Source organism: Rhizobium sp. A22-96 (assembly GCF_053521805.1).
The window spans coordinates 102755-125173 of sequence record NZ_JBNWDQ010000009.1; the positions used below are offsets into that span (position 1 = coordinate 102755).

The 22419-nt window shown below is 58.0% G+C and carries 14 protein-coding genes; 5 read left to right on the plus strand and 9 right to left on the minus strand.

Annotated elements, in window-relative coordinates:
• Positions 1 to 16 precede the first annotated feature (16 nt).
• From ACQZ6F_RS31675 to ACQZ6F_RS31690, 4 genes are all read right to left on the minus strand, one after another.
• Positions 17 to 805 carry a helix-turn-helix domain-containing protein gene (locus tag ACQZ6F_RS31675; protein WP_449095970.1) on the minus strand — a complete coding sequence of 263 codons (789 nt, stop codon included), beginning with the start codon at positions 803 to 805 and terminating at the stop codon, positions 17 to 19.
• A 236-nt stretch (positions 806 to 1041) separates the two neighbouring features.
• Positions 1042 to 4014 carry an AAA family ATPase gene (locus ACQZ6F_RS31680; RefSeq protein WP_449095971.1) on the minus strand — a complete coding sequence of 991 codons (2973 nt, stop codon included), beginning with the start codon at positions 4012 to 4014 and terminating at the stop codon, positions 1042 to 1044.
• 46 nt (positions 4015 to 4060) lie between these two features.
• The gene (locus ACQZ6F_RS31685; RefSeq protein WP_449095972.1) at positions 4061 to 7009 is read right to left on the minus strand and encodes an NAD(P)-binding protein; all 2949 of its coding nucleotides are present in this window, start codon (positions 7007 to 7009) and stop codon (positions 4061 to 4063) included.
• A 694-nt stretch (positions 7010 to 7703) separates the two neighbouring features.
• Positions 7704 to 8288: a TetR/AcrR family transcriptional regulator gene (locus ACQZ6F_RS31690; RefSeq protein WP_449095973.1), complete on the minus strand. Its 585-nt coding sequence runs from the start codon at positions 8286 to 8288 to the stop codon at positions 7704 to 7706.
• A 140-nt stretch (positions 8289 to 8428) separates the two neighbouring features.
• On the opposite strand from ACQZ6F_RS31690, the gene ACQZ6F_RS31695 reads away from it, so the two are divergent.
• The 5 genes from ACQZ6F_RS31695 to ACQZ6F_RS31715 all read left to right on the plus strand — a co-directional run bounded on the left by ACQZ6F_RS31695 (position 8429) and on the right by ACQZ6F_RS31715 (position 14376).
• Positions 8429 to 9403: an SDR family NAD(P)-dependent oxidoreductase gene (locus tag ACQZ6F_RS31695; RefSeq protein ID WP_449095974.1), complete on the plus strand. Its 975-nt coding sequence runs from the start codon at positions 8429 to 8431 to the stop codon at positions 9401 to 9403.
• A 254-nt stretch (positions 9404 to 9657) separates the two neighbouring features.
• On the plus strand, positions 9658 to 10830 hold the full coding sequence (locus ACQZ6F_RS31700; RefSeq protein ID WP_449095975.1) for an MFS transporter: 1173 nt from the start codon (positions 9658 to 9660) through the stop codon (positions 10828 to 10830).
• A 208-nt stretch (positions 10831 to 11038) separates the two neighbouring features.
• A complete protein-coding gene (locus ACQZ6F_RS31705) occupies positions 11039 to 11269 on the plus strand; it encodes a BrnA antitoxin family protein (protein WP_449095976.1) in 231 nt (76 codons plus the stop codon).
• Positions 11270 to 12431: 1162 nt separating this feature from the next.
• Complete coding sequence (locus ACQZ6F_RS31710; protein WP_449095977.1) at positions 12432 to 13544, plus strand: serine hydrolase domain-containing protein; 1113 nt, start codon at positions 12432 to 12434, stop codon at positions 13542 to 13544.
• Between the two features lie 331 nt (positions 13545 to 13875).
• Entirely contained in the window at positions 13876 to 14376 is a 501-nt protein-coding gene (locus tag ACQZ6F_RS31715; RefSeq protein WP_449095978.1) for an HIT family protein, read from the plus strand.
• 1034 nt (positions 14377 to 15410) lie between these two features.
• Here ACQZ6F_RS31715 and ACQZ6F_RS31720 read toward each other — a convergent pair.
• The 5 genes from ACQZ6F_RS31720 to repA form a co-directional block, all read right to left on the minus strand.
• Positions 15411 to 16229 carry an SDR family NAD(P)-dependent oxidoreductase gene (locus tag ACQZ6F_RS31720; protein ID WP_449095979.1) on the minus strand — a complete coding sequence of 273 codons (819 nt, stop codon included), beginning with the start codon at positions 16227 to 16229 and terminating at the stop codon, positions 15411 to 15413.
• Between the two features lie 1297 nt (positions 16230 to 17526).
• Positions 17527 to 18432 carry an AraC family transcriptional regulator gene (locus ACQZ6F_RS31725; protein WP_449095980.1) on the minus strand — a complete coding sequence of 302 codons (906 nt, stop codon included), beginning with the start codon at positions 18430 to 18432 and terminating at the stop codon, positions 17527 to 17529.
• A 300-nt stretch (positions 18433 to 18732) separates the two neighbouring features.
• Positions 18733 to 19956, minus strand: coding sequence for a plasmid replication protein RepC (repC, locus tag ACQZ6F_RS31730; protein WP_449095990.1), 1224 nt, complete (start codon positions 19954 to 19956; stop codon positions 18733 to 18735).
• Positions 19957 to 20155: 199 nt separating this feature from the next.
• The gene (gene repB, locus ACQZ6F_RS31735) at positions 20156 to 21193 is read right to left on the minus strand and encodes a plasmid partitioning protein RepB (protein WP_449095981.1); all 1038 of its coding nucleotides are present in this window, start codon (positions 21191 to 21193) and stop codon (positions 20156 to 20158) included.
• The gene (gene repA / locus ACQZ6F_RS31740; protein ID WP_077472131.1) at positions 21190 to 22413 is read right to left on the minus strand and encodes a plasmid partitioning protein RepA; all 1224 of its coding nucleotides are present in this window, start codon (positions 22411 to 22413) and stop codon (positions 21190 to 21192) included. Before repA ends, repB begins: the two co-directional genes overlap by 4 nt.
• Between the last annotated feature and the right edge of the window lie 6 nt (positions 22414 to 22419).

The window sequence follows — 22419 nt, forward strand, 5'->3', positions numbered from 1 at the left end:
GCCTTTGAGGCCGTGTCTAAATTCTTTGCGCCTGACATTTTTTGCGAAACTCCAGCGGCCCCTGGTTGTAGTGCCTGCGAAACGCGGTCGAAAAATTGTTAGGGTCGCCATAGCCGACCGTCAGCGCAATATTGAGAACACTTTCGGAACTATCGCGCAAGAGTTGTGCTGCGATATCGCAGCGACGCTGACGCAGCCACGTTATCGGCCCGACGCCGAAGACCTGATTGAATGCCCTGTTCAACGTGTTGCGATTGGTCCCGAGGGTAGCGGCCAGCTCATCGACCGTAACCGTAGCGGCGATATTGGTTTCGAGCGCTTCGCATGCCGCCCGCACCATCGGATCGCTACCGAGCCCGGCTGAGAAGGTAACGTCATGGATTGATGTCGGGGCCCCAGAGAGGCGCCGTTGAATTTCCGGAGAGCAGAAAGGATAGGTGATGTAGTCGGCAAATCCGTATTCAAACAGACGATCGATATCCGGCAAACCGCGCCCGACGATGGCAATTGCGGGAAAAGCGGGTGCAGCGTAACCGGACATGTCGAGCGGCAGGCTTTCACCAATATAGACGAAGCTTATGGTAGCCGACTGGCATGTATCACCTGTGTCGCAGGCGATACGGTCCGCATCCTCCATTCTTTCGAGAATCGCCCTCAATTCCCGCGCCTTGGCTTCCGGCAAGCCCAGAAACCGAAAACGACGCGGAAGGGTCAACTCGACAAGGGTATCGGCGCTCTCCTGCAGCCAGGGCATGCCAAGGCTCGGCGGAGCCGGGCTGATGTCGCGTGTAACGTGCTCAAACATGCTGAAATCCAATGAAGCTTGGATGCCATGACGGCATCGATTGACTTCATCAGAAGAGCTCGATCGATTATTTTACTCTGTGTGGCGTCTCACATAGACGGCTCAGAACACGCCTTTGCCGAGATTTTTCATTAAAAATGAACAACCCTGAATATCAAGCCGAAAGTAGATCGCGGAAAAATCGAGCGCGCTTGCGGGTATGGAACCGCCCCAGCTCGACAATAGTTTAGCCGGCGTCAAATCATTGTGGAAACTGTCACCTGATTCGCTGGGACATTGTTCTGCGCGATCGTGTCAGCAAGCATCGCTTGTCGGATACCGTTCAAGTCATCCTGGGGCGCGAGGTGTGAAATCGCGCTTCTCGCACGCATCTCCCACAATACAGCCGATTGCTTGCCCGCCGTCTGCGCCGCCAGATGATAGAAGTGCAGCGCCTTGTCCACGCGCCCTGCCCGCTCATGCACGAAGCCCGCCAGCCTTTGCCGCTCCGCTCGCCATACGCCTTCCGATGTGCCGGGCGAGCCAGACAGCGCTTCCGCGATGCATTCCAGCGCGCGCCGGTCGTCGCCATTCATGGCATAGGCAGCTGCCAATTTTGCCGACCAATAGGGGATGCCGATACCGACGCCCATGAGTTTCTGGAGCGCGAGTGCTTGTTCGATCTTTGGCTGGCAGGAGGAATCGCCGGTGGCTTCGAATTCCGCAATTGCCTGCCACATCCTGCCGGTTGCCGACCAGAATGCCGCACCCTGCCTGTCGGCCAGCGCGATGCCTCTTTCCATCCGAGCCAATGCCAGATCGAAATCACCCAGATAACTCAACGCAACGCCACCCCAGATGTCGATGAAAGGCAGCATGAGGGGAATGTCGAGCACGGCCTGATGTGCATCGGCCTCGACGACCAACTCGCGTGCGAGCGAGAACTGGCCGGTAATGGCTGCGGAGTGAGGCGAAAACGCATGCGCGGTCGCCAGCAGATCCATTCCGTATTTGGCGGCCAGAGGCGCATGAAGCTCGACTTCATAATGCGTCTTGATCTTGTCCAGGGTCGCAAGCTGCGCGTGAAACTGCCCCGAATAAAATTGGATCCCGTTTCTGGTGCCAAGCACGGACAGCGTATGCTCCGCAAGCCTCTCCCTTTGCGGCAGACGGCGAAGCACGGCCTCCATTCTCGATACGGTCATTGCCGCATCCCGCGTATGGCCGATCAGAACCTGGTAGGTGAAGATGCCCCAGAAAATGGACAGGCTGTCGCCATCAACCTGATTGATTCTCTCAAGGTGCGACAGGCTTTTCACATAGGTCTCAAACACTTCTTGGCCGGTAAAGCCGCGCGTCTGCATGAGGTTTGCGGCGAGATCGACAAGCATGTTCGCCTGCTGATGCTCGACATCGATGCGGTTTTGGGCCGCGAGCGCAAGCAGATCCAGCGCATGCCGCAACTGGCTTTCACCCTCGGCAAAAGCGCCAAGAGCAGTCGTGTACCTGCCGATCCTGTGCCTGTATTGCGCCGCGAGAGAGTGCTCTCCGGCCGCCTCGTGATGATAGGCGATTTCCGCCATCACCTTGTCGCCGACATGGGGATTGCTTTGCGTATGAACCCAGGCAACCCGCTTGTGGAGACCCTCCCGCCGCTTGCGCAACAGGGTGCTGTAGGCAGCATCCCGGATCAGGTCATGCCGAAAGCTCAAGGCGGAGCCGCTATCGCGCTGGAAGATCTCTGCCTTGCAGAGACGTTCGATATCCGAGGTCAAACTCTGGCGGGAAAAGCCGGAGACCTGCGCAAGCATCTCCTCGTCAAAATAGCGGCCGATCACCGAGGCGCATTGGGCGACACGTCGCGCCGGCCCCGTGCTGTCGATCCACGCGACCAACGCCCCGACGAGCGTTTCTGGAACGGTCTCCCGGCCGGATATGCGTCCTTCGTTGAGTTCGCGAAGGAGATGCTCGAGGAAAAGAGGCACGCCCTCGGACTTGCCGACGATTTCCTCCGCCAAGGCGGATGCGATCCCCTCCCCGCAGCAATTGACAACAGCCTCGTGGCATTCGGCCGCGTTCAGCTCTCCAATGGCCAGCACTGTACTCTGGAGCTCGCCGATATTGTCTGTGAACTCCGGCCGACCACTGGCCAGCCACTGGACAGGGCAGTCCTCCAGGTCGGTCAACAATCTGGCGACCAATTGAAGCGTACTGTGATCCAGCCATTGCAGATCTTCGATGATGATCTGTATCGGACCAGCCTGCGCAATCCTGCGAAACGAGGCCGAGAGCGCATCGAAGGTTCCCTGGCGAATGGCCCCGGGCGTCTCTCTCAGATGTAGCCCGACGGCCGTTTCGGGCTGGCAAAGCGCGCGCAGATAATCGGCATCGTCGGTTCCGAGAGAAACCCGGTCGTCAAGCTTGAGCCATTCGACGACAGGATAGAGTGCCGTGTTGCTTTGTCGCTCCGCCGCCTGCAGCACGATGCTTTTCTGCTCGGCCGGATAGCGCAGGCAATGTTCCCGCAATATGCGGCTCTTGCCGATGCCCGGCCGGCCCGAAAGAATGTAGAGCGGGCTGGCTCGGCCGCTTTGCCGGACCATCTCCCATGCCAGCGCCAGTTTCGATAGCTCCGTGTCTCGTCCAAAGAACGGGAAGCCGTCGCCTCCCATTCGTTTTGCATCGTCCAGATCGAGGCACCAGACGGGTTCAGGCTCGGAAAAGCCCTTGAGAGACATGTTGCCGACGAAACGAACTTCCGTCTCGCGCCGCAGGAGCCGACGCGTCAGATCAGAAATATGGATCGATCCGGGTTCGGCGGATGCCTGCAAGCGTGCGGCAAGAACGCCGCTCGCTCCGGTAATCTTGGAATTCGTGCCATCGAACTCGGCGACGACAAGCCCTGTCGCCACCCCTACCCGAACGGAAAGCCTGTAATCCGCGCCCTGTATCTCGCCGGCTTTGCCGATGATGCGCCTAGCCGCCTGCACAGCGCGGTCGGCCGCATCCTGGTAGGCGACGGGCACCCCGAAATGAGCCACTATTCCATCGGCGAGGTATTCCGCGACGATACCGCCCGACGCCTCGATCTCCGTTTTTGCCAGAATGTAGTAGCTCTGAAGCAGATCCCGCAGATCCTCCGGGTCGAAACGCAGGGCAAGACCTGTGTAATCGACAATATCCGCAAAGAGGATGGTGACCTGGCGACGCTCTCGCAGATCATCATCCATCGTTAGATGCGGTATTTCCTCCGGCGACAACATGGGTCTCATTCTCTCATGTTTGCTGCCAATTGAAGTCAAAATTTTTCTGGGCAGCAGCAACGGCTTTCACTCGAGATGAATCGAAAGGATTGCTGAGCGTCCAGTCGGTCCAGCACCGGAACGCACCGGGCAGGCCATTCTCCTCGGACTGAGCCCTGAACGCAGGCGATATGAACCGTCCCGCCGGCAAGCCGATGCCATTCGTTGCAAAGACATCGAGTTCGGTCGCGACCGGGACGGCGAATGCCGACCCCACAGAGAAATCGAATGCCATCGCCTGCCAGGTTCCCTTGCCCCGGGGGGTCAGGATCGGTGTATCCAGAAGCGCGCGGACGAGCCCGATATTGCCGAGATCGACGAGCCGGGAAATCGGCGCATAGTCGAAATACCGCATAGACCAGACCGGCACGTTTTCCTCGGTCGCCGTGGTGTAGGTGGAGTTTTCAAGCGTATTCTTTGCCAGGCGCTTGGCAAGGCCATAGAATAGCTGGCCGGAATAGGTAGCCAGGCTATTATCGAGAAACAATGCCGGCAGGAAGCTGAAGACCGTGCCATCGCCGCCGGCGATCTCCACGCAATTGATGGCAACGATGTTCTCCAGATAGGTCTTGAACCCGAATATCTGCGGCAGGAAACTTGCCCGCACATTCGTCTGCTGATTGAACAGGAATGTGACCGGATGGGTGTTTGCAGGCGTCACGGATTGCCGTGACAGCACCAGACCTTGCGGCAGCATCTGTTTTACCTGTTCCACCGGCAGAGCGTGAAAGCTGAAAACGCCTTCCATCGAGCCGCGCAGGAAGGCTGGCGTCAGCGGCCAATTCGCATGCGGGGCCGTGATCGAGGACAGCAAAGCCGGCGTCGGCAATGCGTCCAGTATCAGATCATATTCCCCGTAGATCGGCTCGGTCGAGCCCGTGAATACTCTGGCGGCCGCGAGACCGGAGATCGTTGCTGCCTCGACGCAGCCGGCATTGATGCCGCAACGCGTCCAGTCGCCGGTTATCACGAGATTTGTGAATCCCGATTCATCCGGCGCCAGCCGATAGTTCACGGAACCGGGCACCGAGAGAACATATCGCTCGGAACCATAGAAATTCTGGCGGAAATACTGATTGGCGAAGCGCTCGCTCTCGGATTGGCCGTTGAGGGAAACAAGCAGGTTTCTGTCGAACTTGCCTTCGGCATTCCGGGTATCCGGCCAGATCGCCGTCAGATAGTCATCCGCCCATTTCGCCGCCTGATCCTGCATTGACGGTGCAGGCACGTCGGCATCCCTCGACGGCGAACAAAAATAGGCGATGGCCTGCGGAGCCGGATCGGGCCAGGTCTCGCGGACCAGCAGATGGCTCATATCCGCCCAGGTATCGAGCGGCTCGGCAAAGCCGGTCAAGACCGTCTGCAACGTATTGGGATCAAACGGGCTGTATTGATTGTGCTCCTTGATAAGGCCCGGCCAGCCAGTCTCGGTCGTTGGCTTGTTGAGCCAGAATTGCACGGCGCAGGTTGCGACGGTCTCGACATTCTGAAGCATCTGCTTCCAGCAGGGAGATGCAGCGGCGAGCTCAGCGGTCATGGGTGGAAGCGACGCGAGCGACGCACCGAGAATGACATCATCGAAATCGACACCCAGATGGAGGCTTTTCGGGACGCCGGCGGGCACAGGCGTTTTCTCCGATTCGAAATCTATCCCGCTTTCGCGCAATTTTTCGCCATCGACCAGCTGCGCCCAATCGGGTTCCGAAGGCCAGCAGGGCAGGCCGGCGACGTCGAAAAGCGGCTCATAGGTGCCGGAGACAAACTGCGCCTGTTCTACAAGGTCGATCCGGGCGACGGCGTCCCGAGATGCCGACAGAGCAAGATTGGTGATGGCATTGAAGAAGCTGAATTTGACGCCGCGCTGCTTGAGGACTTGATAGTACGGCGCGAATATCGTGTCGCCCATGCCGGCCTGCATCTTGAAAAACAGCGCTTGCTTGTAGGTAAAGGCCAGACGCAACAGCCCTCGCATCGCGGTGCCTGCGCCGACGCCACGATCAGTGCATATGCCGCCCGGATATCCGAAAACATAGTCGTAGCAGCTGCGAAACACCGAGGACGCCACCGCCTGCTCCGATGCATCGTGCTTCAAAAGCCAGGCCGAGCATTCCATGCCGTCGATGGAATCGAAACCGCGCATGAAGACCTGATCGGCCACCATGCCCATGGCAAAGGCCACGCCAAGATCCAGCATGAAATAGACCCGGCGAGCCGTATCGTCATTGATCCACTCCCCTGGCTTGATGCCCTGGAGCCAGATCCGGATGCCTTCCAGAATCTCTTTCAGCTCGTTGCCATTCTGCGCGGTATGCAAGCGCGCATCCGCCGGCATCCCCTTGGCATATGCCACGAGTTGATGAACCGGAGACCGGTAGCCGCCGACACCTGTTCCCTGTGACGGCAACGGTAAGGCATCCCCGACCTTTTCGATCTGACCCGCCAGGAATTCAGCCACCATCTTGAAATAATCAAAAGGTTGCGGCAGCACCCCTCCAGAGCCGGGAACCAGATTGTTGCCGGGGAACTCGATGTACCACGGCCGCCACATCTGCCTGGGGTCTCCTACCCCCTCCTCGCTGAGAATGAATGTATTGAGCGGCTTTAGCGCCTTCTCCACCGTGCCAAGCGGATCTTCCGGAGACCTCAGCTTCAGGGCGACAAGCTCATCGTAGCAGGAGCGGATCAGGCGGAAGGCATTGTCGTAGAACCCCGCCCAGATATGCAGACCGTGTTCTTCTATGCGATTGCCTATTTCGCGATTGCGACCGCTTGCGCATTTGCCGCCAAGCCGCCATCCGCGCTGATAGACCGTGATGTCATATTTCGCCTGCCATCCCGGCTCCTCGGTCAAGGCGTAAGCGGCGGTCATGGAGGCCACCCCGCCTCCGATGATTGCGATCTTCTTTCTCTCCTGCGACGCCATGAATGTAAGCTCCCCCTTAAACGCTCCAGCGCGATTTGAACAATTGTGGCTGCATCGCCTCTCAGAGTGAAGACATCTGCGAACGAAGAGCTAGCTGCGATTATATTGAGTGCGCCATGATCGAATTCTTCATTCGTTCACAGGCGTCAGAATGGTCTCAGGCAATTTTCTCGATAGCTCGGAGCAGCGGCTCTGCGCAGAACCGATGAGAGCGTTCGTTTATAAAAGGAGTACCCAGCCGCCGCGGCCCCTTCTCTCCCGATCTGCAATAAAATTCAATTTTAGGTGGCACACGTCTTGACAATGCATGCGGCAGGCTTGGCGCTGGTATTCCGATATCGCCGGAAACCCAACCGCACCAGCGAATAACTGGCGCACGCATTAGGCTATATGCTGCGCCAGATTGCTAGAAAAATCAGCGCTCAATTTATGCTGAGGTGGATAAATTTTGGTAGCGCGGGGGCGACTATGCAATGCCTGCGCACGCCCTTATCGGCAGCAGATAGCCGTGGGTATTCGAGCCCCGGGGTACGCACCTCTCCGCCAGAGGAGCTAAAAATACAATCTTGGGGAGTGGCGGGAGCGCCATTTGCAGATTTTCGCGTTGCGCCTGAGGGGAATGATGGAATGACCTGGGCTTTTGGGCGCTATTCCATAGATTTTGATGGGACCGGCCAGACCGTTCAAGCCGTGCCTAGCGTGGGCGAACCTCTATGCCGGCGATGATGATATCGACCATGCGCTTTGCGGCGTCTTTCCAATCCGGACCATTGTTGCTGGCAAGGCCACTCACCGCACGCAGGAGATCGAGTGGCGGAATATCAAGCCTGATTTCGCCGCCTTCGACAGCACGTTTCGTCAGCATTTCCATGGAGCTGCCGATCAATGGGCCGGAGGCTGCATAAAGCGTCGACGTGCCGCCAACGAGGGAATTCAAGGCCGGATACATGCCTTGCTTTGTGGCGATGTATTCGATGAATACCACCATCCATTGCCGGAGAGCCTCTTTCGGCGGTAAGCGCTGGCCAAGGTCGATCGCGGCCTTGGCGAGTTGTTCGGTCTCGTTGCGGTAGACGTCACCGATTAAAGCATCTCGCGTCGGGAAATGGCGATAGAGCGTACCGATGCCAACCCCTGCGACACGCGCGATTTCTTCCAGGCTGGCGTCTGCACCCTTTTCAGCAAAAGCGGCCTTGGCCACTTCCATGAGCCGGATACGATTGCGCTCCGCATCGGCGCGCGGTTTGCGGACAGCACCGCGCTCGCTTTTTATCGTCACGTCTGCGAACTACCCCTTGATAAACGGAGGGTGCCTCCGTATCTATTGCGGAGGCACCCTCCTCTTAATCCATTCGAGGGCAGCGGGCAATGGCTCGCTGCGATGGCGTGCCTATGTGTCCACGGTTGAAGGAGATTTTCATGACCGGACCTTTTGGAGCGACCTCCACCACTGATGAGGTGCTTGCCGGAGTAGACCTCAGCGGCAAACGCGTGCTGGTTACCGGCGCTTCGGCCGGCCTTGGTGTCGAAACGGCGAGAGCCCTCGCCGCCCGCGGAGCACAGGTCGTCGGCGCAGCCCGCGATCTTGCCAAAGCAGAAAGGGCCACAGCGGCAGTTCGCGCTGATGCCAGAAACGGCGGGGGTCTAGAGCTCATCGAGCTCGACCTTGCTTCTCTTGCCAGCGTTCGCAAGGCCAGCCATGCGCTTGTGTCCGATGGAAGGACCTTTGACATCGTCATCGCCAATGCCGGTGTCATGGCAACTCCCCTCGGCCATACCGCCGATGGCTTCGAGACCCAGTTCGGCACCAACCATCTGGGCCACTTCGTCTTCGTCAATCGGATCGCTTCGTTGATTTCTCCCGGCGGTCGACTTGTCAATGTCTCCTCCTCCGGCCATCGCTTCGCCGATGTCGATCTCGAAGACCCCAATTTCGAGCACACGGACTACGAACCCTGGCTGGCTTATGGACGCTCGAAAACGGCCAACATCCTCTTTGCCGTCGAATTCGACCGGCGCCACAAATCGCGGGGCGTCCGGGCGACCGCTCTGCATCCGGGCGGCATTCAGACCGAACTCGGCCGCCATCTTCCGGCGGATGCGCTGGAGCAGATGCTCACTCGGATTAATGCCGAACTTGCCGCGGAGGGGAAGCCGCCCTTTCAGTTCAAGACGGTACCGCAAGGTGCCGCAACCTCCGTCTGGGCCGGCGTCGTTGCAGCGGCAGACGAGGTGGGCGGCAAATATTGCGAGAACTGCCATGTTTCGGTGATAACGGAAGGGGTGATCAATCCGATCAGCGAAGGCGTGCGTTCCTACGCGCTCGATCCCGAGCATGCGAAGGCGCTCTGGGCCAGAAGCGAGGAAATGGTCGGTGAGGTGTTCGCCCACTAGGCGGCAAGCGGAATGACAGGTGTACCCTGGCAGCCGGTATCATCTCGCCGGCATGTGAAGATGATAAATCTGTCACAGCATATGACAGGCGGATCGCGGGCCTCCCCGCGATCTCGCTGACCAAAACTTCGCTTTCCTCCCCCGGGGCGTAAAGTTTCAGCCGGAGGCAGACACCTTTGGCATTGTCTACGAAGACGGGATCAGGTTAAAGATCGCAACTTCCGAGTGCCACTCACCTCCCGGGGGAAAATCAAATGCACATTGAACCGCAGCGACGGATCTATATCTGCTTCCTTCTGTTCGCGATATCGATGGGTGCATTGCTCTCGCGCTTGCCCGATCTGCAGGACGCACTCGGCATCAACAAGTCGGAACTCGGCCTGACCCTCATCGGCGCAGCCATTGGAGCGCTGATATCGCTTACTTTTTCGGCGCCGATCATTGCCCGGTTGGGTGCGCGGACGACGGCCTTCATAACAGTGCTTGGAACCTCTGCCTTCATCGCCCTCGTTCCCTGGGTCGGCGCCGCCCCGCTGGTATTCGCCGTACTCTTTTGCGAAGGGTTGCTCGCCGGCGCGCTGGAAATCAATCTCAACGTCGAGATTGATAGAATCGAAGCCCAGCTTGGCCGTGGGGTGATGAACCGTGCCCATGGGTTCTGGAGCCTTGGCTTTTTTCTGACGGCACTGGTCTCGTCGGCGGTTCGCCAAGCCGGCATTTCCGTTCAGCTCCACCTGGCCTTGACGCTTGCATTTGTGGTCATCGTCGGCGCGGTTGCAATTGCCGGCATGCGAAATGCCCCGGCGCGAAGCCAGGTGCAGCATAGCGATGAGCCACGGATTGCCTTGCCGACGGCCGGTCTCCTCCCGCTTTGCGTGATTGGAATTGCAGCCTTTCTTGTCGAAGGCGCCGGAATCGACTGGTCCGCCATCTACATGAGAGACGTATTCGCGGTCGAACCTTTGATCGGTGGACTGGGACTGACCGCATTCACCTTTTTCATGGCCGTAACGCGACTGTTCGCCGACCCCCTCGTGGATAACTTCGGTGCTCGCGCAGTCGCCTTTGGATTGCTGCTTCTATCCGCGGCCGGTCTTGCGGCCGTTTGGCTTGCACCCCATCCCTATGTGGCACTTGTCGGCTTCGCCTGCATGGGCGCCGGCTGCAGCGCGATCTATCCGCTCGCCGTCTCGGCCGCAGCTCAACGAAGCGACCGCGCGGCACACCTGAATGTCGCCGCCCTGGCGCAGATGTCCTTTGTCGTGTTCTTTCTCGCGCCGCCTCTGCTCGGTTTTATCGCTGAGAACGCCGGTATCAGAATGTCCTACCTGATCTGCCTGCCCATCATAATCGCTGCATTGTGCCTGGTCGGCGCATTGGCACCGCGACGGGGGAAGGCACCGCAAGTGCCCTGCAGCCAGTCCTAGCCGAATTATGCGCCGCTCGCGCGCGCCCTTGTGTCCGTATTTTGCCGACTAAACAAGGATGCGCTTGCGCGCCCGATTGCTGAGTTCGGCCGAGGTAGATTGAAGGATACAGCGGTGCCCCGCGGGAAAATCCTCCCGATCCTTGACATCATCCGCCCGCTGATGTCGAACGGAGCAGACACTGTCAACAAATCCAGGGAGGCAGAACATGCGCGCACCTAGACGACCGACCAACCCGCTCGACGCGGCCGAGGCAATCTTCAAGCCTGCGAAAAAGCCTGCAGCGCCCACGATCGAACGTCCAGCGATACCCAACACAAAAGAACTAGTCTCCCTGAAGCTCGATAGTGAGATCCTCGCCTATTTTCAGGCGGATGGACCTGGCTGGCAGGACCGGATCAACGACGCGCTCCGTGCCGCAATGAAGGCCAACGACTAGGCTGTCTTCCGCAAACGCAATCAGAGGCAAGCACCCCAATGGTGATGTACAGCTAGCGGAAGCAAATCCTATCTTAAGTTCCATCTTGAATTAAAGCATCCACAAAACAGATGGATAGGCGCCGCCGAATTTTCGCACTGTTAAACCAAAATCGGTAAATTGGTCAGACTTGGAGGCACCAACGCGCGCTCCAGTCCATTCCACATAATTCGTGAGATGGAGCCATTCCCCGCATCCAGCAGTCTCTTCGCGTTGAGCACGCTCACCCTTTAGGCGTAGCAAACTATCCACACGATAAGGAGTATGTCGATTAGCAGTGCAATCACCAGAAGGAGGCTTATGAGCTTTCGCCGCTCCGCCGTCTCCTTGGATTCAATTTTGAAAGCGTCCTTGTAAGCGTCTTCGATGTCTTGGTCACTCACTGGTCTGATGGAGTTTCGAGGGCGTGTCATATTGACGAGGCCACAGGTAACGAAGATGAAAAATAATAGCAGATAAGGGGCCATCTCAACCGTAGCCTTTTGCTGTCCCGCCACTTGCAATTTCCTATTAGAAAAGCAGCTTTCATTGTCCATCGCAATTGAAAGCTGCCCGCGCAAAGCCGCGCTGTTCTGCATCGCCGGGAAATTTGTCCCACTTGCGCAATAGCGGTCAGTGGAGCAGGGCGAAAGGGTGGCGACCGCAGACCTGCCTCATACTCCGTATTCAGCGATTACTTTTCGCGGCTAAAAGCATGGATAACATCTGATGCTGAGCAGCGATGAATCCTACACGATCATGGCAGAACCCACGTCGGACGAATTATAGGTCTCCTGGTTTCAATGGACCCCGCGCCTGAGAAACTCGTTGTTATGATCTCGGCGAGCGAAAACACGGAGCTTTCAACATTCCCGATGCGAGGCACCCCTCCTCTTCTTCCTCACTTCGCCTTTAGCCCATTCGCGTCCACCGCACGACTAACCCATGCTATCGGCCAAGCCGGATATAAAACCGTGACAGCTGTCACGGTTTCAACCGCCGCCTGCTCCACTTGACCCATCTCACAGACAGCAGAAATACGAACCCAGTTCGAAAGCCGCACCTCAAGCTCAGTAACCAAACTTCAGATTTGAGCCTAGTCCTGTCTGCGGTGTACTATCCGGCCATGGAAGGAAACAGATCGATGGGTAAGCATGATAGCGAGATCGATGCCGTCTTTGCCGATATAGATCCATCCCACCATCCGGGGGCCGCCATCCTCGTCATCGATCGCGACGAGATCATCTATAGCAAAGGCTACGGCCTTGCCGATCTGGAAACCCGGCAACCGATAACCACGGATACTTCCTTCTATCTCGCATCGATCTCGAAGCAATTCACCGCCATGGCGATCATGCTACTGGAGGAGCGGTACAGGCTAAGTCTTGACGATCGTCTGCACACCTATTTCCCGGACTTCCCTTCCTGGGGCGCCGGCATCACGCTCCGTCATCTGCTGCATCACACATCAGGCCTGCCCGGCTATATTCAATTCTTCAGCTCCAGCGAGGACATCGCCGAACTCACGCGCTCCATAACAGGCATAAACAATGAGGATGTCTTTGAAAAAACCATGCGCCTGTCCGGACCGGAATTCCCGGTGGGTTCGCAATACTCCTATAGCGGTGTGGGCTACGTTTTGCTGGCCGTGGTCGTCGCCATCGTCTCCGGGCAATCCTTCGCAGACTTTCTGCGATCGAATGTATTCGAACCTCTCGGCATGAAGCATACCCTCGCCTACGACGCGTGCTGCCCGACACGCCACAGACTGGCGCACGGCTATTTGAGGGAAGGGGATCGCTTCGAGCGCTGGGATTATCCAATGCTGACGGTTGGGGATGGTGGTCTCTTCTCGACGATATCGGATTTGTTTCTCTGGGACCAAGCGTTGAACACCGAGCGGCTTGTCTCCAAGGCCACGCTTCGGCGCACCTTTACCTCCGGCACCACCAATGATGATGCCGAGACGGGCTATGGTTTCGGTTGGATTACAAATGTCTTTCCCTATTTAAGCGTGGCCGAACGCCAACAACTGCTCGGGCTCGGCGGTGGCGCCGATATAAGGCATGTGGCGCATGGAGGCAGCTGCATCGCCTACTTCAACTACATGATCCGCTTTCTCGAAGCGCAGCGCACGATCATCGTCCTGACCAACCGCGGGCCTATTGCACCGGCCTCGGCGCCACCTGGCCACCCGGATTTTCCTGGGCCTCGCGTGCGGGCGCATCAGGTGGCGGAGATCCTCTTTGGCAACTGAGCGTCGGGCCGGTGCCGGGTGCTCCCGACAATATCCTAGAAAACCGTGACAGCTGTCACGGTTTTCGCGAGCAAAGCGGAAATCGCCACAGAGCCTACCGCAAAGCGACACCGACAGATAATTCAAGGGAGATCATGGCGCGCTTCGGCGATTAGCCAGTTGATCTAAGCCCCTTTGATCTCGAATGAGCCCATCCCACAACTCCTGAGAGGCCCAGCGCCGACGTGGAGCAAAGAGGCTAGGGTGGCTTGAATGCGTTCCGGCTGCTGCGCAACAATAAAGGAGGGCTCACCGGTGTTAAGCAATGCGAACGATGGAGGAGGCCACCGATTTGGAAAACAGACCACATCTTCACATAATCGAAACTGACGGGTGGCGTGTCGACCATCGCGCAAACTCGGCTCTTCCCGGCTACCTGATCATCAGCTCGAAGAGCTTCGTTACCGACCTGTCCGATCTAGCAGAGAGTACCTTATGCGAACTCGGTCCATTGCTGGCAGCTTCCCAGGATGCCCTAAAACGAAAGCTGGATGCCCAGCGCGTATACATAGGTCGTTATGGGCATGCTCCAGGGCGCACACTCCATTTCCATGTGATACCGATCTACGAATGGATCGAAGAGTTATTTTGGCGGGACATCCGGTATCGAGTGTTGGAAGAATTTGCAGAAGGGGAGGGGGAAACATCAGTTGACGGTGCCGAATTAACGCTGTTCGTCTGGCGCGAATTCTGCGAACGCGCCGAGCCGCCACCAATCCGGGGGCCTTCCGTGCTCCAGGCCATCGCGCTGCTTCGCGATGCGCTACACCATCGGCAAACCCGTACGAGCTGAATCCCAAGCAACCTTTATCTCCGCATCGGGAACGGCGACGTAGGACAAGGCATCTATCGCAAGAGGTGAGGGCGAACCGCAGCGCTCACCCCGACATATTCGCGCCGGCGCGGCAGCATCCTCAGATCAGATCCCGAGTGGCTACAATCCATCAAATTCGCCAGCATTCCTAGTTAAAAGCGCATTCTGGAAAGTCGTCACAGGGGAGGGGCATCGACAAGCCCGCGCAGGCAAATGAACCCACCCCGGAGCGACGGACGCCTTGCGGTTTCCCTTTTATCGACGATCCTGAGAGCCCATTCCGCGACAACATCTGTGGCGCACATCCGCTTGCTTAGACCTCACGGATCGATCTGATACGCCGCTGGCTCCTGCCAGAATTAGGCGCACATCCGACCCAAAATTTCGCACGCTTAACACGTTGTTTTTCTTGAAAACTTTCCCTAAAGTGTAGCTAAAGCGCTATTGGCTTCCTTCAGCCATGCGGTCTTTTTTCCACGATTGGGAGGGGATATCTTCGCGGGTTGGAACCGTCGAATTTTGCCAATCGGCAGAGGCACGTCGCACCATCTGAGACGGCAGTTTGCCGCAATATCGCATGTTCTACCCATTACTCTCAGAAGAGACGTTGTCCGTCAACGTTCTATCGTCATTGAAGCGGCTCGATACCTGGTAGAAAGGGTATTTGACCGCCTTTGCCATCAGATATCAGACGCACATGCTCAAGGTAGGTTCGGTCCAGCACCGTAGGAAATAGAAGCTACCGCTATTTCTTCCCCTGCGCTTAGCTGTCATCTGCCAAACCAGTGTCGGAGCGTCGGCGATGCAACTGGTTACTCCCGCCGTAAAGCGGATCGCGCCAGCATAATGCCGCCCGGCCGAAATGTTTCCGGGCAGGCCGCATCGCATGATCTACGATACGGCCGAATGTCATCTCCAACCAGTCCTCTCAGCTTGAGCGCCGTACAATTGAGAACCTGCGGACGCGGCACGCCGAGTGTCGTCTCATCTGACGCGATCTCAAGCCTATGACATCAGCCTTGCGCTCGCCGAGAAATCTCGGCCCAGGCTTCCCAGGTCGCAAGCCGATCCGCATATTGCTTTTGCGCGATGCCAAGCGGCGCCTCGCCAAGAAAGAGCCGCAACGGCGGCTTCTCAGCATCAACGACGCTCAAGATCGCCCCGGCTGTCGCTGCGGGATTACCCAGTTTGCGCGACACAGATGCGGCTTTCAGCCGATCCCGAAGCGCTTCATACTCAACCATCGGCGTCAGATGGGTGGAAGAGTTTCCACGCCAATCGGTATCATAGCCACCGGGTTCAATGAGAGTAACCTTTATCCCGAACTCAGCGACTTCCGCCGCCAGGGTTTCACCCAGACCTTCCACCGCCCACTTCGTGGCGTTGTACACGCCAGCTGTCGGGAAGGTGATTATGCCGGCGAGACTTGAGGTTATGAGTATATGCCCACCACCCTGGACGCGCAGGTAAGGCAATACCGCTTGCACCACCCATAAGGTCCCGAAGAAGTTCGTGTCGAACTGTTCGCGGGCGTTAGCCTGGTTCGTTTCTTCGATGGTTCCGAAGATGGCGTAACCGGCATTGCTGACGATCACATCAAGACGCCCAAACGTGACAGCTGCCAAACGCACGGCCTTTCCGACATCCCCCTCGCTGCGCACATCAAGTTCGATCGGCAACAGCGCCGAACCGTATTTTTCAACCAGGTCTGAAAGCATCGCCACGTTTCTGACGCAAGCGGTCACCTTATCGCCGCGGGCGAGCGCGGCTTCTGCCCATACGCGCCCCAAGCCCCGCGAGGCGCCCGTGATAAACCAGATCTTTTCACCCATGATCAACTATTCCTCGGAATGATGCGGCGACGTCAAACGAACGCCTTCCTGCTCAACTCGGCAGTCCATATGACGACGGAGTTCTATCTCCGTCGCCTCGCCGAAATTAGCGAAGGTCTCTGCCCAGGCGGTAACCGGCCTGAGCCAGATAATGCAGCGATCCCGCCAAGATCACCCGCGCGTTGGCACCGAAAGCAGGGAATTCAAGGCGCAGATGGCGGGCGCAAGAGAGACCAAAGGTCCCCATGAAGACTTTGGATAATCGGTTGGCTGCGTCAGGAGCATGAAAGATCTTCTGCAGCACAGCGGCGGCGCGTCACACTTTGCCGCTGCGGGCGAATATTTTTCGTTAGTATCCGGTGATTGCCTCACCCATGTCATCGTCCGCGCGGAGGAGTGATTGCGAAAGTAACAGCGCATCGAGCGTGGCCATATTTGTAACCCCACCACCGCACGGCGGCATGACATGCGCCGCATCCTCCATTGGAGTAACGTTTGGCTTGGGACGCTATGATTGAACAGCGGCGGTCCGGATGAGTGGCCTGATCGAAAACGGGGCTGCAGCCTCAATCGCCTGGATGAATGCAGGTACCAATTCGGCGAGATCTCCCTCGCATAGGCGCCTGCCGCGTCCACGGTCGACAAGTCGAGACCATCGAGACTATTTTAGGCCTGGCTATTCTCTGCGAAATATAGAATGAGACCACCCCACTGCTCCTCGCCTGCACAGAGAGGCCAATCGGGTGCCCAAGCGTGAAGAAAGTTGTGACCCTGACCTGGCACAAAATGGCCGGGCAGTCCTTGCGAGGTTCGGGAATATCTCCCTGTAACAGCGTTACGCCCGAATATTCTGACGCCTGATCCGTTACAAAGGCGCGCACCTGCGAGCGGGTGCCCGCTGCACCAACCAACCGATCGATGTCAATCGCGACCCCCATTGGACAGTCCACGGCCTCAACGAAGAAAGCGGTATTTCTCGCAGCTGCGCACGATCTATTTCATGTCGCCGGGAGACAAAGCGGAGCAAGGACATCCGGAAGGTAATTCGGCCGGTCTCATCCGAAATCGTATGGCCATCTGCTTCAGGCCCCGTGAATTGCGCAAAGGCAACCTCCAGTCCCACCGCCTTAATTGCCTGGCGTCCGGAGTCCGCTTCCATATCCAGACTGCCGCCCAAGAAGCATGCCGCCGCGGATGCATCCCACTCGAAAACCAATACATCCACGCCTCCCATCTGAAGAAAGCGCTCCAGCATGAGGCGGTCAGGTCCGGCGCCCACTATTCCGACCGCGCGCCTTCATGATCGTGGTTTGGTTTTCCGCCGAATGGCCGCTTTGAAGTCAACGACCGCGGCGCCGGGAGAAGATACGGCACCTGCCGATTGCCGCATCTCCAGCACTTCGCGATCCTGTTCGCCTTCGGCAACCTCAGTGAAATAGCGGGCCGGTGTCGTACCCAGCATCCGCCTGAACATCGCGATGAAGGCGCTTGTACTTTCATAGCCAAGATCGAAGGCAACATTCGTGACGGATTGTCCGGAGGCGAGACGCTGCAGCGCAAGCCCGATGTGCAATTGCTGCCGCCAGCGCCCAAAGGACATGCCCGTCTCGCGTTGAAACAACCGCGTGAGCGTACGATTGCTCGCACCGACCCGCGCGCCCCATTCCTCGATCGTAAAGCGCAATGCCGGATCATCCACCAACGTCTCGGCAAGCCGCCGCAAGCGTCGATCCGTCGGCATGGGTAAACGCAACGGCTCGAGTGGCGCTGCCTGCAATTCGTCGAGCAATACGGAAACAAGCCGCGCCTCGCGTGTATCACCTTCCGGATAAAGGGCAGGGGTGGCAATGAAGCGCAGCAAGAGCTCGCGGAGGAGGGGCTGCACGAACAGGATCCCGCAACCATCGCTGAGAGATCCGGCAAGCGCCGGGTCTATATAGAGACTGCCGACCGTGACGCGGCTGGTCGAACGGGCAACATGAGGGATCCCGCTCGGAATCCAGATGGCGCAATGCGGCGGTACGGTCCAGACACCGTTTGAGGCTTCGACGGTGATGGCACCACTGATGACATAAAGTAACTGCGCCTTCTTGTGCTGATGAGTATCGGTTTCGTGAATGGAAGCGAGCTCGATAGTTAATCCGACAACCGAGCGCGGAACCTTATCCGGATCTTCCAAACCAGGCAGCTTCGCAAGTGTCATACTCAGGTCTCCCACCCACCGATACCGCCATCGCGGCCAAGCCCAGATCGCACCAAGATCTTCTACCCTCAGTGATGATCCCGGTGCGAATATCGATGTTAACAGCGACGGGCCGCCAGCTCAGTTTCGCCTAAAGCTGGCGGAAGTGATAAGGCACATAGGTATCATTGTTCCTGCATCACACATGACGCTCGCCGGTCAAAGAATAGCGAGAGTCGGCCATTTCTCATGCAAACTCTCCTGCTCTGAGCTTAGTGCAAGGATCCGTCCGATACCTGGGATTCCCTTTGCCTTGAACCGTCAGGACGCCTTTCCGACACCCGAAACGCTGTGCCCATTTGCTCGGAGCAACGCCATCAGAGCAGGGCCAAGCGAAAATTCGCCTCGTCCCGCCTTGATCGTGAGATCACGCAGATAGGCGCCGGCGGAATTGATATGCCCTGATCGCTCAAGGATGCAGGCCATTGTGGCTGCCGCGTTTTCAGGCCCCATCACTTCGCAGGCCTCCTGGTACGCCGAAGGGCTGACCCCGAGCATCGATCGCACCACAACTGCGGCCGACATCAGGTCTCGCCAGTTGTTCACGGCGCCCCCAGGCCCGTACGACATAACCTCCGGGCAGGCCTTCAGCACCAATCCCAATGGGAATACCCGCATTGTCCCCTCGGCAGGCTGATTGTTTTGCGCCGGCGTCGCCTCCAGCTCTTTTTCAGAGCTAGGTTCAAATTCTATGACGGATTGGGGTTTTGAATTCTGTATGTGACGCTCATTATGGGCATCATTGGTGCTAGTATTTTCAGTTTTTTGCTGCATTTCGAGCAAGTTGACGATTTCATCCTGCAGCAGCCTCATCTCTTCGAGCAGTGAATTCACTATCTCGATGGTGGGCGAACGGGGAATGCGGCGGACCAAGTCGACATAGATCCCTTCGATACGTGCCCAATCGCCTGGAGCGCCCTCCTCGATCGCCGCCGTAATCAGCTTGCGAACGTCTCGACGGCAAATCGTCAAGCTTTCCTTGGCTCGGCGAAAGGCGATACGATCTGCCGCCACCTGCTGTGCCATGCCCGCGAGTTCTTCGGCGCGCAACAGAAGCGGCGAAATATCGAACCCAAATGCGCTTTCGATCCCGCCTTCCCTGTCTTTTCGTGTGTAGCGCTTGCCATTTGCGCTGTCTTTTCGAACAATCAAGCCGGCTTCGACGAGCAGAGCAAGATGTCTGCGCAGCGTAGCGCCCGCAATGCCGTGAGCCCGCAAGCTCAACTGCACATTGGAGGGAAAGACGATAAGCTGTGCATCCTGGCGCAGCTCATTGTCAGGATAAAAACTCAATAGAGCGTCGAGAACGGCCAGGCTGCGATCCTGCAGTCCGAGCAATTCCCTCGCCTCGGAAGCGTCCCTGAAGACCTTCCATTTGTCGGCCGCTTTGCCGGGCTCGATTTCGGCGGTAGCGATCTGCCGCCGAACCAAGGCAAGCGTCACCGGCCGCCGCCCGAACGGCGTCGTTACACTTCCACTCTGCATTTCCCTCACCCCAAAAAAAGGCAAAAGAAATCCGCTCACCAAAAACGGTGCCAAAGACTCTTGACTGTGATTCGTGGAAATGCGATTCTTCAGTTGCTACATTGAAGAGAAGGCTTCCACGACGGCAACGTTTAGGGGGCCTTTTTTCTTTTGCCAGGCTTCCTTTCGTTTGACATCAGTTGAAACCCTGAGAAGACGATCAGGGTTTGCTGCTATCTCGTTGACGGGAGAAGCGCTCAGCCAGGCCGGACAGCTCCCCTTCGACAAATCTTATGAACTCGACACCCAACGCTCCCTCGGCGGAAATCCGCACTTCTTTCGGCAAGGTCGTGTAGGTACCAAGCTTGGTGCCCGACGCGTCGGCGATTGTCGTCGGCGCGGTATCGCCGGGATCCGAACTCGGTTTGACCGCGCGCAGTGCGTGCTGGAATCTGTCGTTTGACGATCCCGGCTCGGCATTGGCACGCGAGAGGGCGCCACGGGCGGCTTCCAATGCACCCGGCACAGTCGAAATCGTCTTTGCCAGATCGAGCCAGCGCGGCCGGCCGATCTTCGGCGCGCGGCCGATCGCCTCGATCACGTCCGCCGGGATCGACCGATAGACTCCCCGCATGCGGGCGAGCTCCGAATGTTCGATCGAGAGCGCCGCATAGATATCGCGCGGCTTGATGCCGGCATCATCCATGCGCGAGGCGAACAACACGCGCTCAATCCAGGTCAGGTCCTGTCGGCTGGCATTCTCGATGCCCTGCGCCACGACCAGGTCGAGATCGGAAATCTCCACTTCAATCGCTCGGACCGCATGGCCGAGTTCAAGAGCGGCACGCCAACGGCGATGACCATAGACGACCTGATATCGGCCGCTTGACGTCGGATGCCGGCGAACCTGGATCGGGATCTTCTGGCCTTCAGTCTCGATCGAGTGCTTGAATCTCTCGAAATCATTGGGGTCATCATCCGGCAGGCGATCCGGATAGGGAGAAGGGTCGATCGTTTTGGGATCCAGATCATGGATCGAGCCTTCGCCTGATTCGATAATTGCCCTCAAACGATCCCGTTCCGCGCGGATGTCGCCAATGGCTCGATGAGCCGCGCCGATAACGCCGGCGCCGACGCGTGTCGGCTGGGCAGGGGAGGGCTCAGGCGTGGGCTGAGCGGCCGCAGTGTCGTCGCTTTCCAGCTCGGCCGAGATCAGGCCGAAACTGGCAACAATCGATTTGCGAGGTGACTTGCTCATTCACGCCCCCAACTTGAGTTGATCAGTTGCACGATGGCTTCGTTGACCGCGTCCACGGCTTCGCGCGCGCGCTTGTGCGTATCGCGGCCGATCTGCCCCACATCGAGCTCATAGACGGAACGCTTGGCGAGACCAGCGGCCTCAACAGCCGTGCTCTCTATAGCGGTGGGCAACAGAACGTCCGAGCCAAACAAATGACGCAGCATCGCAACCACCTGCGACTGCGGGCCATCATTCGGATCGTGGCGTGTGACCAGATACCGGATGAAATCCTGATCGAGCTGGGCACCGCTCTCGTTGAGAACGCTGATCAAATCGCCCATCATCAGAAGAAACTGGCTCATCGATGCGACATCGAGCATCGCCGGATGAACCGTGATGATCATGCTTGTCGCGGCGTAGATGGCGCTGAGCGTCAGAAAGCCAAGCGAAGGCGGCGTGTCCAGAATGACGATGTCATAATCGGCCTCAACCTCGGCAAGCGCAAGTTTGAGCCGCTCGAAAAAGATCGCGCCGGATCCCGACCTGTTGGCCAGTACCCGGGGGGTCTCATGCTCATACTCCATGACCTCAAGGTTGCCCGGGATGAGGTCGACGCCGTCGAAATAGGTCTTGCGGATAATATCGCGAATGGGGCGCCGCTCGGCCTCGTCGTAGCGCAGCGCCGCATAGATGGTCTCGTTGGCGCCGACATCCACCTCCGGCTGCGCGCCGAACATGGCGGACAGCGATGCCTGCGGATCAAGGTCGAGAGCCAGAACCCGGTAACCATGCAGGGCGAGATAATGCGCAAGATGAACCGACGTTGTCGTCTTGGCACTGCCGCCCTTGAAATTGGCAATCGCCAGCACCTGCAGGTGTTCACCCGGCCGACGCCGGGGCAAGAAGCGAAGAGCCTCCGCGGGCTTTTGCTTTGCAAACAGCTCCCGCAGCTCATTGACCTGAGCAAGCGTATAGACGCGATGATTGTTTTCCAGCCGGCTCGGATTGGGCCCACGACCCTCGCTGGACATCAGCTTCAAGGTCGAATCCGGGATCGATGTCAGCTTGGACACTTCATTCGTCAGGAACTGCCGCAGTATCTTTTCCGACTTCGGCGGGTACATGCGGGTTCTAAGCTGCTGGAGCTGACTCGACAGCAAGCCTGCATGGCGTGCTATCTTGCCACCTGCATCTTCCCTGGACGGAACTGTCGTCTGTGCATGCCCTACTATCGCCATCTAACC

What these genes read in the sequence shown, in the direction of transcription:
- ACQZ6F_RS31675 (WP_449095970.1), bottom strand. Translation starts at nt 805, where the DNA reads ATGTTTGAGCACGTTACACGCGACATCAGCCCGGCTCCGCCGAGCCTT.
- ACQZ6F_RS31680 (WP_449095971.1), bottom strand. Translation starts at nt 4,014, where the DNA reads ATGGATGATGATCTGCGAGAGCGTCGCCAGGTCACCATCCTCTTTGCG.
- ACQZ6F_RS31685 (WP_449095972.1), bottom strand. Translation starts at nt 7,009, where the DNA reads ATGGCGTCGCAGGAGAGAAAGAAGATCGCAATCATCGGAGGCGGGGTG.
- ACQZ6F_RS31695 (WP_449095974.1), top strand. Translation starts at nt 8,429, where the DNA reads ATGACCGGACCTTTTGGAGCGACCTCCACCACTGATGAGGTGCTTGCC.
- ACQZ6F_RS31700 (WP_449095975.1), top strand. Translation starts at nt 9,658, where the DNA reads ATGCACATTGAACCGCAGCGACGGATCTATATCTGCTTCCTTCTGTTC.
- ACQZ6F_RS31705 (WP_449095976.1), top strand. Translation starts at nt 11,039, where the DNA reads ATGCGCGCACCTAGACGACCGACCAACCCGCTCGACGCGGCCGAGGCA.
- ACQZ6F_RS31710 (WP_449095977.1), top strand. Translation starts at nt 12,432, where the DNA reads ATGGGTAAGCATGATAGCGAGATCGATGCCGTCTTTGCCGATATAGAT.
- ACQZ6F_RS31720 (WP_449095979.1), bottom strand. Translation starts at nt 16,229, where the DNA reads ATGGGTGAAAAGATCTGGTTTATCACGGGCGCCTCGCGGGGCTTGGGG.
- ACQZ6F_RS31725 (WP_449095980.1), bottom strand. Translation starts at nt 18,432, where the DNA reads ATGACACTTGCGAAGCTGCCTGGTTTGGAAGATCCGGATAAGGTTCCG.
- repC (WP_449095990.1), bottom strand. Translation starts at nt 19,956, where the DNA reads ATGCAGAGTGGAAGTGTAACGACGCCGTTCGGGCGGCGGCCGGTGACG.
- repB (WP_449095981.1), bottom strand. Translation starts at nt 21,193, where the DNA reads ATGAGCAAGTCACCTCGCAAATCGATTGTTGCCAGTTTCGGCCTGATC.
- repA (WP_077472131.1), bottom strand. Translation starts at nt 22,413, where the DNA reads ATGGCGATAGTAGGGCATGCACAGACGACAGTTCCGTCCAGGGAAGAT.